The following is a 12,113-nucleotide window of genomic DNA, read 5'->3' as shown; positions in this document are numbered from 1 at the left end:
CCACCCCTCCGTGCGATCGGGCGAGGACCCACCCCCTTTCATCACCACATCTTGGTTCGGAGGATCCCTAGATGCGGAAACAGCTCATGGTCGCGGCCGCCGCGACGCTCATGATGATCGCCAGCGCGTGCAGTTCCGGAAAAGCCGAATCGAACGGCGGTGCCGGCGCGGCCAAACGGGAGCAGAACGTCGCGTGCCCGCCGGTCGACGAGGCGGCGATCGACAAGAACGCGACCTTCACCTGGATGTACAGCGTCGCCAACACGAGCTTCGACCCGGACAAGGTGACCACCAGCAACAGCTGGATGTACCTGTATCCGGTCTACGACACGCTGATCCGCATGGACGCCGCCGGCGAGCCGAAGCCGATGCTGGCGAAGAAATGGAAGATCGGCGACGGCGGCAAGAGCCTGACCCTGAACCTCATCGAGAAATGGCGGTACCACGACGGGACGGCCTTCGACGCCGCGTCCGTCAAGGCGAACATCGACCGGCACCGGGGCGCCAAGAGCTTCAACAAGCAGGCCCTGAGCGACGTCACCGGGGTGGACGTCGTCGACGCGTCCACCGTGCGGGTGCGCACGAAGCACGGCGCCGCCCCGCTCGTCGGGATCCTCGCCAGCTCGGCGGGCATGATGATGAGCCCGAAGGTCTTCGACGACCCGGGCCAGGCGCGGATGCCCACCGGCGGATCGGGCGCCTTCAAGGTCACCGCCTACGAGCCCAACACCAAGGTCGAGTACACGCCGGTCAGCGGCTACTGGGATCCGAAGGCGGTCAACGTCGCCAAGATGGTCTTCCTGATCTCCAGCAACGACAACGCGCGCCTGAACGCGACCATCACCGGCACGGCCGACACCACGTTCCTGCGTTCCAGCATGTACCAGCCGGCCAAGAACGCCAAGCTCGTGGTCTGCCAGAAGCCGAGCCTGGCGAGCTTCACGATCGCCTTGAACACCGCGCGGCCGCCGTTCGACAAGAAGGAGGTCCGGCAGGCGCTGAACTACGCGATCGACCGTGCGGCGATCAACGACCTCCAGGACGGGTTCTGCCAGCCCGGCGTCCAGATGTTCCCGTCCACCTACTACGCGGCCGACCCGTCGCTCACCGCGGACGCGTACCCCCACGACGCCGCCAAGGCCCGCGAACTGCTCGCCAAGGCAGGCGTGAAGGACCTCTCGTTCACGCTGGAGACCGACAACCTCGACGCCTACCAGCGGGTCGCGGAGCTCATCCAGGCGAACCTCCAGGAGGCCGGCATCAAGATGACGATCCGGCCGGTCGAGCTGCCGAAGCTGATGGAGGGCTTCTCGGCGAACAAGTCGGTCGACGCGATCATGGTGCAGCAGAAGGCCGACGCGGATCCGAGCATCCAGATCGCGTCCTACTTCCTGCCCGACGGCTTCAGCAACCCGGGCGGCTACTCGAACCCGACGATCACCGACCTCGCCGCCAAGGCCAGGGCCACCGACAGCCGGGAGAGCCGCTCGGCCATCTACAAGCAGCTGTTCCGCGCGGCCCACGAGGACGCGGCGCAGCCCGTCACGCTGTGCCACCTCAACACTCCGATGGCGATGAACGACAAGGTCATGGGGATCGAGGTCTACGTCGATGGATCCCGCCAGTTCCGCGGCGTCGCCGTGAAGAAGTGACTCGCCGATAGCGGAGCGGCTCCCGGCCGGCGCACGGCCGGCCGGGAGCCGCGCAGACAGAACGGAGGCCCCGGCGTGCTGCGGTTGCTGTGCGTCCGACTCCTGGCGATGGTCCCCCTGCTGCTCATCGTCAGCTTCCTGATCTACAGCCTCATCGCGTTGGTGCCGGGCGGGCCGGAGGTGGCGCTGGCCGGGAGCAACCCGACGCCCGAGAGGATCCAGGCGATCCGCGAGGAGCTCGGCCTCGACGTGCCGTTCCTGGCCCAGTACCGGAACTGGCTGTTCGATGTGTTCCACGGCGACCTGGGACACTCCTTCGTCGACGGGCAGAGCGTCTGGTCGGCGGTCGCCGCCGGGTTCCCGGTCACGCTCTCGCTGGTCGTCCTCACCCTGCTCATCGCGGCGGTCCTGGGGCTGGCCCTCGGCCTCGCCGCCGGCCTGCGCCCCGGCACCTGGACGGACCGGCTGTCGACCGTCACCGCGAGCGCGTTCATGTCGCTGCCCTACTTCTGGGTCGGCATGATGCTCGTGCTCATCTTCTCCATCCAGATGCGGACGCTCCCGGCCGTCGGCTACGTCCCGTTCGCCGAGAGCCCGCTGGACTGGCTCGGGCACCTCATCCTGCCGGCCTTCTCGCTCGCGACCGTGCCGACGGCGGTCGTCGCCCGGCAGACCCGGGCGGCGGTGACCTCGGTGATGCAGGAGGACTACATCCGCACGGCGCGGGCCAAGGGCCTGCATCCCGGACGGCTGGTCACCAAGCACGTGCTGAAGAACGCCGCCGTTCCCGTGGTCACGGCGTTCGGCGTCGAGGCCAACCGGCTGATCGGGGCGACGGTCGTCATCGAGCAGCTGTTCGCGCTGCCCGGTGTCGGGAAGCTGGCGTACTTCTCGGTGTTCTCCCGGGACTTTCCCATGGTCCAGGGCATCCTGCTGATCACCGCTGTCCTGATCATGCTCGTCAACCTGGCGGTCGACCTGTCGTACGGCTACTTCAACCCGAAGGTCAGGGTGTCATGACGGGAAGTGACGGCGTGGACATCCGGCGGCCGGTCACCGCGCCCGCCGAGCAGGACGGCGACACCGCCGCGCCGGTCTCGCGGACGCGCGTCCTCGTGCGCCGGTTCCGGGCCAACCGGTCGGCCGTCGTCGGCTGCGGGCTGCTGCTGGCGATCATCATCGTGACGGTGGCGGCTCCGCTCATCGCCCCGTACGGACCGGCGCAGATCGACATCGCCGACCGGCTGTCCGGCCCGACCACCCGGCACTGGCTCGGCACCGACACGCTGGGGCGCGACACCCTGAGCCGCCTCATGCACGGTGGGCGGGTGTCGCTCGCGGCGGCCGGCCTCGCCGTCGCCATCGCGACGGTCCTCGGCCTGCCGCTCGGCCTCGTCGGCGGCTACTTCGGCGGCGTCGTCGACTGGCTCCTGGACCGGGTGGCCGACGTGCTCATGGCGTTTCCCGCGATCGTCCTGACGATCGCGATCATCGCGGCGACCGGGCCCGGGCTCACCACCGCGATGGTGTCCCTCGGCATCGTGTACGCGCCTCGGATGTACCGCGTGGTCCGGGGCAGCACGATGGGCGTCCGGCGGGAGGTCTACATCGAGGCGTCGACCAGCATCGGGACGCCGCACCTGATGATCCTGCGCAAGCGCGTGCTGCCGAACATCCTGCCCGCTGCGCTCGTCCAGCTGTCGTTCCTGCTCGCGTCGGCGCTGCTGGCCGAGGTGACGATCAGCCTGCTGGGCCTCGGCGCCCTGCCGCCGACGGCGAGCTGGGGCAGCATGCTCGGGCAGGCGTTCCTGGAGATGCGCAACAACCCCTCGCTCGCGGTGTATCCCGGCATCGCCATCGCGATCACGACGCTGTGCTTCAACCTCATCGGCGACGGTCTCCGGGACGCCTTCGGACGCGAGACGAGGAAGGAGTCGTGACGGCGATGAAGGACACCGGCCAGTTGCTGCGGATCGAGGACCTGCACGTCGATTTCCTGACCGACCGCGGCTGGACGAACGTCGTCGAGGGGGTGTCCCTCGACGTCGGGCCCGGCGAGATCGTCGGCCTGGTCGGCGAGTCCGGCTCGGGAAAGAGCGTCACGAGCCTGTCGGTGCTGCGGCTGCTACCGCCCGCGTACGCGCGTACGCCGGCGGGCCACGTGTGGTACCGGGACCGGGACCTGATCGGCATGCCCGCGCGGGAGCTGCGCGACATCCGCGGCAACGAGATCTCGATGATCTTCCAGGAGCCGATGACGAGCCTGAACCCGGCCTTCACCATCGGCGACCAGATCGCCGAGGTCTACCGGCGGCACAAGGGCGGCACGCGGCGCGCCGCGTTCGCCCGCGCCGCGGAGATGCTCGACCTCGTCGGGATCCCGGACGCGGGCAGCCGGGTCCGCGACTACCCGCACGAGTTCTCGGGCGGCATGCGGCAGCGGGCCATGATCGCGATGGCCCTGGCGTGCGAGCCACGGCTGCTCATCGCGGACGAGCCGGCCACCGCCCTCGACGTGACGGTGCAGGCGCAGCTCGTCGCGCTGCTCGCGCGGCTCCGCGACGAGACGGGCTGCGGGATCCTGTTCATCACCCACGATCTCGGGCTCGTCGTCGAGCTGGCCGACCGGGTCGTCGTGATGTACGCGGGCGAGGTCGTCGAGACCGCGGCGGCGCTCGACCTGTACAACGCGCCGAAACATCCGTACACGGCGGGGCTGCTGAGCGCCATGCCCCAGCTGGGGGTCCGCGGGAAGGAGCTGCCGGTGATCCCGGGCCGCCCGCCGGAGCCCTGGCGGTTGCCGGAAGGCTGCCGGTTCGGCCCCCGATGCGGATACACGAGCGAGGAGTGCGTGGCCGCCCCGCCGGCGCTCCGGGTCGCCGGGCCCGGCCGCAGCAGCCGCTGCTGCCGTATCGAGCAGTTGCACCTGGTGGGTTCTCCATGAGCGTCACGAAGTCCAGCGCGGAGGCGCCGTCGCCCGGCTCGCCGGAGCCGGTGGCCGAACCGGGGCCGCTCGTCGACGTCCGCGACGTCAGCGTGGTGTTCCGCAAGAGGCGGACGCTGGCCGCCGCGAGACAGGTGCGCGCGGTCAACGACGTCACCTTCCACATCGACCAGGGCGAGACGTTCGGCCTGGTCGGCGAGTCGGGATCGGGGAAGTCGACGACCGGGCGGGCGCTGCTCAAGCTGGTGCCGACGGCGGCCGGGTCCATCACGGTGGCCGGGCACGACGTCACCGGCCTGCGTGGCAGGAACCTGCGCAGGGCCCGGCGGAGCATGCAGATGGTGTTCCAGGACCCCTACTCGTCGCTGGACCCGTCGTCCACGGTGGCGGCGAGCATCGCCGAGCCGCTGATCGTCCACGAGAAGCTGTCGGCGAAGGCGGCGCGCGGGCGGGTGGACGAGCTCATCGAGATGGTCGGGCTCCGGGCGAGCTATGCCGACCGGTACCCCTACGAGTTCTCCGGCGGGCAGCGCCAGCGCCTGGCCATCGCGCGGGCCATCGCGCTGAACCCCCGCTTCATCGTCTGCGACGAGGCGGTGTCCGCGCTGGACGTCTCCACGCAGAACCAGGTGATCAACCTGCTGGAGCGGCTGCGGACGGAGTTCGGGCTGACCTATCTCTTCATCGCGCACGACCTGGCCATCGTGCGGCACATCTCGCACCGGGTCGGGGTGATGTACCTCGGCCGGATCGTCGAGATCGGCCCGGCGGAACGGGTCTACACCGCGCCCGCCCACCCGTATACGCAGGCGTTGCTGTCGGCGATCCCGGATCCGCGCCGGAAATCGGAGCGGATCGTCCTGGAAGGGGATCTTCCGGATCCGGCGCGGCCGCCGGTGGGATGCCCTTTCCAGACCCGATGCCGGTTCGTGATGGACATCTGCAAGCGTCGCGTGCCCGAGCACACCGCCGTCGAGGGCGGCGGGGAAGTGGCGTGCCATTTGCAGACGAGCGGTCCCACCCTGGCAGGCTCGCCACTGAACGACCTCGAACCCGCGCCGTGAAGAGCGGATTCGAGTGTCGTGACCCGTGACCTGTCTCACCTTGACCGACATATATTGGCAGACATAGTCTGTCGTACGTCAGACAAAAGTAGGGGACTGCCGTGACCGACCCGAAGCTCGACCTGCTCATCGACCGCCCGACCGAATCCGTCCCGGAGATGGTGGTACGGCGGATCCGCCGCGCGATCGCCGACGGGCTGCTCCCTCCGGGACGCCAGCTCACCGAGCGCGAACTGGTGGAACTGACCGGCGTGAGCCGGACCTCGGTGCGGGAGGCCATGCGGCACCTGCAGACCCTGGGGCTCGTGGAGCCGTCGCCGAGCCGCGGCGTCCGCGTGGCGCGGCTCGGCAGCGCCGAGGTGCGGGAGATCTACGAGGTGCGCGACGCGCTGGAGCCCGCGGCGGCCGAGCTGTTCGTGCTGCGCGCGACCGACGAGGAGGTCGCCGCGCTCGTGGAGAAGGTCCAGCCGCGGGAGTCGGGTGAGGAACGCCTCCAGGCGATCTACGAGTTCGACGAGCTGCTCGTCGCGGGCGCCCGCAACTCGCTGCTGAAGTCCATGCTGGAGCCCCTGCACACGCGGATACACGCGCTGCGCAGCCTGTCGGTGACCATTCCCGGCCGGCGCGAGTCGTCCGTGCGGGAGTACATCGAGCTCGCCGAGGCCATCGCCGAGCGCTCGCCCGAGCGCGCGGCGGAGGCCGCGCACCGCCACGTCCGGGCGGCCGCCAAAGCGGCCCTGGAAGCCGTGAAGATCCTCGAAAGCCAGCACCCGAAGTCATAGCGCGACAACGTGGCGCGAAGCCACGCCGGCACGAGTACAAGGGTGATATCGCCATGGCCATGAAGGATGTGGCAATCGTCGGCGTCGGGTCCTCGGACTTTCGGCGGCTGTACGCGGACAAAGGCTCGCCCAACGACGTTTACCAGCTCGCCGCGGAGGCATTCAGGGACGCGCTGGACGACTGCGGCGCAACCCAGAAGGACATCGACGGGCTTCTGTGCATCAATGTCAAATACGGCCGCGTCGCGGACATGGTCGGGCTCCCCGGGCCGACGTTCGTCCACGACCTGGAGGGCACCGGCCGGATGAGCGGCATCGTCCTTCAGGAGGCGTGCGCCCTCGTGCGCTCGGGCGCCGCGGACATGGTCGCCTGCGTCTACGCGACGAACGGCCGGACGGCGGGGGTGAAGTACGGCGGCGGCGACGCCGATCCCGCCGGGGCGTACGACGCCATGTACGGCATGACGTCCACCGGCGCGTACGTGGCGATGATGTACCAGCGGTACCGCGGCCTGTACGGGGCCCCGGAGGACGCGCTGGCCCCGCTCGCGATCAACAATCGCGCCAACGGGGTCCGCAATCCGGTCGCGGTGTTCCAGCAGGAGATCACCCGGGACGAGTACCTGGCGTCGCGGTTCATCGCCGAGCCGCTGCGCAAGCTGGACTACTGCATCATCAACGACGGCGCGGTCGCGTTCATCGTGACCTCGCTCGACCGTGCCCGCGGGATGCGGAAGAAGCCCGTGCGGGTGGCGGCCACGGCGGGCCGCGCCGAGCTGAGCCGCAGCTATATCAGCCCCGACTTCTACTTCTCGACGAGCGCGGCGGTGGCCGACAGCCTTTACCGCACCTCCGGTATAGGCCCGGACCAGATCGATTGCATGCAGGTGTACGACAACTTCCTGCCGACCATTCTTTTCTCCTTGGAAGGCTTCGGCCACGCACCCCGCGGAGAAGCCTGGGAATGGGTACGGGACGGCCGGATCGAGCTTGGTGGCAAGCGACCGCTGAACACTTCGGGCGGGCATACGAGCGAGAGTTACATGCAAGGCTTCGCGCTCCATGTGGAGGCCGTCCGGCAGGTGCGCGGAGAGGCCGGCGAGCGGCAGGTCAAGAATTGCAACACCGTGCAGTACATGTGCGTCTCGCCGATCGTCACGTCGCACATCTTCACGGCCGACTAGAAGGGCAAGCCGATGGACGTTGCGGCCTACGCGACGCTCTTGCCGGAGATCACCCCGGGAAACCAGCCGTTCTGGGACGGCTGCGCCGCGGGTGAGCTCCGATTGCAGCAGTGCACGAGCTGCGGGCGGCACCGGTTCCCCGACGCGCCCGTCTGCCCGCAGTGCCTGTCCAGCTCGGCCTCCTGGGAGGCCGTGAGCGGCACCGGGACCATCTGGTCCTGGTGCACGATGCACCAGAAGTACTTCGCCGCCTTCGCCGACGAGGTCCCCTATCAGCTTGTCTATGTCCAATTGACCGAGGGACCGCTCGTGATCAGTGTGCTGGCCGACGGACAGGGCGAGCCGCGGCTCGACCAGCCGGTCCGCGCGGTCTTCCGGCCGAGCGCCGCCGGACGGATCGTCCCGCAGTTCGTAGGTACGGGCGAAGGCACGCGATGAGCCGTCGAGCCGGGGACGGCGTGCACGATGGGCGGGGCCGGCTCCTGCGGGTGGTCGAGCTCGCCGAGGGCGTGGCCGGCCAGGTCTGCGGGCGGCTGTTCGCCGGCCTCGGCCATTCCGTCACCAAATGCGAGCCGCCCGGCGGCGATCCGCTGCGGACGCAGGAGCCGGTCGGCGCCGGCGGCCTGGGCTACAGGTTCGCCGTGCTGAACGCCGACAAGAAGAGCGTGCGGATCGACCTGGGAAGCCCTGACGACCGGGACCGGCTGTCGGATCTGCTGGCGGCGGCCGACATCGTGATCACCGACTCCGGCCCGGGCAGGGCGGCGGAGACCGGGCTGTCGCCGGCCCTGCTGCGCGCGGCGCACCCGCGGCTGGTCGTCGTTGCGATCACACCCTACGGCGCCGCCGACGCGAGGTCCGACGCCTACGGCGACAGCCTGCTCGCCGAGTGCTACGGGGGGCTGGCCGCGATGGTCGGCGAGCCGGAGCGGGCGCCGTTGACCCTCGGCGGCGAGCAGGCGGCGCACGCCGCCGCGTTCGCGGCCTTCTACGGATCGATGCTCGCGCTGCGGCGGCCGGGCGGCGACGTCGTGGACGTCGCCCTCTGCGACGTGGCCGCCTACATCGACTGGAAGAGCGACGTCGTCTACGCCGAGACCGGCCAGATCCCCGTGCGGACGGGCGCGAGCAGCGGGCGCTGGCGGATCGTGCGGGCCGCGGACGGGTGGGCCGGGTTCGTCTTCCTGCCGGAGCAGTGGGACAGCGTCGTCACGCTCGTCGGCGACCCGGCGCTTGAGGACCCCCGGCTGCGCAGCGACCAGGCGCGCTTCGAGCTGATGGACACCTGGTGGCCGGCCGTCGAGAGATGGGCCGCGCGGCGCACCAAGCGGGAGATCTACATCGGCGGGCAGCGGCTCGGCCTGCCGTTCGGGTACAGCGCCGACCTGGCCGACCTCGCGGCCGACATCCAGTACCGGGCGAGAGCGTTCATCACGGCTCCGGGACGCGACGCGCGCGGCCCCGACGACGGCGCGCGGCTGGCGCCCGTCGTCGGGCTGCCGTGGCGGTACGGCCCGCCGCCGGGCCTGACCGGCGACGAGGCGGCACGCGGCGGAGCCGATGGCGGCGGTGCGGCCGTGCCGCATCCGAGCCCGAGCCTGCGCCCGGTGGACGGTGCCGCGAGCGGCGATCAGGGCCCGCTCGCCGGCGTCGTCGTGCTCGACCTCGGCACCATCACGGCGGGAGCCGCCACCGGACGGCTGCTCGCGGACTACGGCGCCACCGTCATCAAGATCGAATCGATGGAGCGGCCGGACGCGTTCCGGCTGTGGCCGGTGCCCACGGCGGGAGACGCCGAGGTCATGGAGGAGTCGCCGCTTTTCGAGTCGAACAACGCGGGCAAGCTGGGGATCACGATCGATCTGAAGACCGGCGCCGGGCGAGAGGACATGCGGCGGCTCGTCGCCCGGTCCGACGTCCTGATCGAGAACTTCACCGTCGGCGTCACGCGCCGGCTCGGCATCGACCACGCGACGCTGAGCGAGATCAACCCGCGCCTGATCTACCTGTCGCTGTCCAGCCAGGGGCAGTCCGGCCCCGAGGCGGGCACCCGCTCCTACGGCTCCACCCTCGACCTGTTGTCCGGCCTGGCCTCGGTCACGGGGTACCCGGGGGACGGCCCGATGTGGTCGTCGGCCGACATCAACTACCCCGACCAGCTGGTCTCCCTGTTCGGCGCCGGGCTGGTCGCCTACTGCGCGGCCCAGGACCTGCGCGGGGTCTACCTCGACGTGTCGCAGCGGGAGCTGGTGAGCTGGACGCTCGCCGACCGCATCGCCGAGCACCTCGACACCGGAACGGTCCCGGGCCCCACCGGCAACCGGCGTCCCGGCAGCACGCCCCACGACGTCTACCGCTGCGGCGGGGAGGACCAGTGGATCGCCATCGCCTGCCGGACCGACGCGCAGCGGGCCGCGCTGGCGGCGCTCGTGGGCGCCGGCCGGATGGCGGCCATGCCGGCCCGCTGGTGGGAGCAAAACCACCAGGAGGTCGACGCCGCGATCGGCGTCTGGACGCGGCGGCGCTCGAAGGGGGAGTGCCTGCGCGAGCTGACCCACGCCGGTATTCCCTCCGCGCCGGTCCAGTCGGCCCGCGAACGCGCCGAGGACCCCCATTTCCAACGCCGCCGGGTCTTCCTCGGCGGAGCCCGCCGGCAGAAGGGCTATCCGCTGCGGCTGTCCGGCTACGAACCGCCGGAGCCGCGTCCGGCCCCGCGCATCGGCGAGCACAACGCCGACATCCTGGACGGCCACCGGCCGGACGCCGGGGCCGGGCGAGCCGCGGAACCCCTACAAGTGCCGTCTCAGCGTCCCGGAGGAACGACATGAACGCCAACGACGCCGCCGTCATCATCGGAGCGTACGAACATCCGGGCAGGGAACTGCCGGACAAGTCGCTGGCGCAGATCCACGCCGAGGTCGCGCTCGGAGCGCTCGCGGACGCGGGGCTGACCCTCGACGACGTCGACGGCTACTTCTGCGGGCACGACGCGCCGGGCTACGGCGGCGGCTGGGTCTCGATGGCCGAGTATCTGGGCCTGCGCAACCTCACCTACATGGACTCGACCGAGAGCGGCGGGGCCTCGCCGATCTACCACGTGTCGCACGCGGTGGCGGCCATCGCGGCCGGCAAGTGCAGCGTCGCGCTCATCACGCTCGCGGGCAAGCCGCGGACGGGCATCCAGCCGGGCGGGGGCGGCCCGGCGCGGCCGGAGGACTCCTTCGAGGGCGCGATGTTCGGCGTCACCGGGCTGGTGAGCTCCTACGCGCTGGCGGCCCGCCGCCACATGTACGAGTTCGGCACGACGAGCGAGCAGCTCGCCGAGATCAAGGTGGCGGCGACGAAGCACGCCTCCCACAACCCGCACGCCTTCCGGCGGAAGGTCATGACGGTCGAGGAGGTCGTCGCCTCGCCGCTCATCGCGGACCCGCTGCGCCGCGCCGACTGCTGCCTGGTGACCGACGGCGGCGGCGCCGTGGTCGTGGTCAGCCGCGAGGTGGCCCGCGACCTGGACCGGCACCCGGTGCGGATCATGGGCCAGGGCGAGGCCGCGAAGCTGACCAACGGCGGCCGGGTCGACCTGACGTACACCAGCGCCGTCTGGTCCGGCCCGCGCGCGTTCGAGCAGGCCGGCGTCACCGTCCGCGACATCGACTACGTGTCGATCTACGACAGCTTCACGATCACCGTCCTGGAGATCCTGGAGGACCTCGGCTTCTGCGAGAAGGGCGAGGGCGGCCGCTTCGTGATGGACGGCGCGCTCGTCGCGCCGGACGGACGGCTGCCGTTCAACACCGACGGCGGCGGGCTGAGCAACAACCATCCGGGGCACCGCGGCGGGATCACAAAGATCATCGAAGCGGTCCGGCAGCTCCGGGGCGAGGCCAACCCCGGCGTGCAGGTGCGCGACTGCGAGATCGCCCTGGTGCACGGCAACGGCGGCGACCTGGGCACCCGGATGCGCAGCGCGACGATGATCTTGGGAAGGGACGCAAAATGAGCGAAGTTGATCGGGGGGCGCGGGGGGTCGTCCCCCCTCGGGGAACAGCGGGTGAGGTACGCAAGAGCTCGGTCCTGCCCACCCCGCAGCCGGTGGTGAACCCGGATACCGAGGAGTTCTGGAAGGCGGCCGGCGAGGGGAGGTTCCTCGGCAGGCGCTGCGGCGACTGCGAGGCGGCGATCTGGTACCCGCGGCCGATCTGCCCCTTCTGCCACAGCTCGAACACGCGGTGGGAGACGTTCACCGGCCGGGGCGTCGTCTACTCCTACAGCGTCGTCCACCGGGCGGCCGGGGAGTGGGCGGGCGTCACCCCGTACGTCCTCGCCTATGTGGAGCTGGAAGAGGGGCCCCGCGTGATGACGAACATCGTCGACTGCGCCGTCGAGGATGTCGGCATCGGGGACGCGGTCGAGGTGGTGTTCGAGGACGCCGGGGACGGCAGCGCGCTGCCCCGTTTCCGTCCGGTGCGGCGCACGACGTAGAGGAA

11 protein-coding genes are annotated in these 12,113 nt (G+C 70.6%); all 11 read left to right on the top strand.

From position 1 onward, the window contains the following. Positions 1–71 precede the first annotated feature (71 nt). The 11 genes from E1298_RS16570 (at position 72) to E1298_RS16520 (ending at position 12,108) form a co-directional block, all read left to right on the top strand. Positions 72–1,652, top strand: a complete 1,581-nt coding sequence (locus tag E1298_RS16570) for an ABC transporter substrate-binding protein (protein ID WP_131894134.1) — start codon at positions 72–74, stop codon at positions 1,650–1,652. Positions 1,653–1,727: 75 nt separating this feature from the next. Further along, positions 1,728–2,672 (top strand): ABC transporter permease, encoded by a 945-nt coding sequence (locus tag E1298_RS16565; RefSeq protein ID WP_131894132.1) that lies wholly within the window; start codon positions 1,728–1,730, stop codon positions 2,670–2,672. Then, positions 2,669–3,592: an ABC transporter permease gene (locus E1298_RS16560; RefSeq protein ID WP_131894130.1), complete on the top strand. Its 924-nt coding sequence runs from the start codon at positions 2,669–2,671 to the stop codon at positions 3,590–3,592. The genes E1298_RS16565 and E1298_RS16560 overlap by 4 nt, the downstream gene beginning before the upstream one ends. A gap of 5 nt (positions 3,593–3,597) precedes the next feature. Beyond that, complete coding sequence (locus tag E1298_RS16555; RefSeq protein WP_131894144.1) at positions 3,598–4,596, top strand: ABC transporter ATP-binding protein; 999 nt, start codon at positions 3,598–3,600, stop codon at positions 4,594–4,596. Beyond that, positions 4,593–5,660 (top strand): ABC transporter ATP-binding protein, encoded by a 1,068-nt coding sequence (locus E1298_RS16550; RefSeq protein ID WP_131894128.1) that lies wholly within the window; start codon positions 4,593–4,595, stop codon positions 5,658–5,660. Before E1298_RS16555 ends, E1298_RS16550 begins: the two co-directional genes overlap by 4 nt. A gap of 101 nt (positions 5,661–5,761) precedes the next feature. Next, complete coding sequence (locus E1298_RS16545; protein ID WP_131894126.1) at positions 5,762–6,442, top strand: GntR family transcriptional regulator; 681 nt, start codon at positions 5,762–5,764, stop codon at positions 6,440–6,442. A 59-nt stretch (positions 6,443–6,501) separates the two neighbouring features. After that, positions 6,502–7,626, top strand: a complete 1,125-nt coding sequence (locus E1298_RS16540; protein WP_131894124.1) for a thiolase family protein — start codon at positions 6,502–6,504, stop codon at positions 7,624–7,626. 12 nt (positions 7,627–7,638) lie between these two features. Continuing rightward, positions 7,639–8,064 carry a Zn-ribbon domain-containing OB-fold protein gene (locus E1298_RS16535; protein WP_131894122.1) on the top strand — a complete coding sequence of 142 codons (426 nt, stop codon included), beginning with the start codon at positions 7,639–7,641 and terminating at the stop codon, positions 8,062–8,064. Then, positions 8,061–10,454, top strand: a complete 2,394-nt coding sequence (locus tag E1298_RS16530; RefSeq protein WP_131894120.1) for a CaiB/BaiF CoA-transferase family protein — start codon at positions 8,061–8,063, stop codon at positions 10,452–10,454. Before E1298_RS16535 ends, E1298_RS16530 begins: the two co-directional genes overlap by 4 nt. Further along, positions 10,451–11,626 carry a thiolase domain-containing protein gene (locus E1298_RS16525; RefSeq protein WP_131894118.1) on the top strand — a complete coding sequence of 392 codons (1,176 nt, stop codon included), beginning with the start codon at positions 10,451–10,453 and terminating at the stop codon, positions 11,624–11,626. The genes E1298_RS16530 and E1298_RS16525 overlap by 4 nt, the downstream gene beginning before the upstream one ends. A gap of 92 nt (positions 11,627–11,718) precedes the next feature. Continuing rightward, positions 11,719–12,108 (top strand): Zn-ribbon domain-containing OB-fold protein, encoded by a 390-nt coding sequence (locus E1298_RS16520; protein ID WP_207944666.1) that lies wholly within the window; start codon positions 11,719–11,721, stop codon positions 12,106–12,108. Positions 12,109–12,113: the final 5 nt, after the last annotated feature.

This window comes from Actinomadura rubrisoli, from assembly GCF_004349215.1.
Lineage (GTDB): Bacteria > Actinomycetota > Actinomycetes > Streptosporangiales > Streptosporangiaceae > Spirillospora > Spirillospora rubrisoli.
This window is presented reverse-complemented; position numbering and strand designations above follow the sequence as displayed.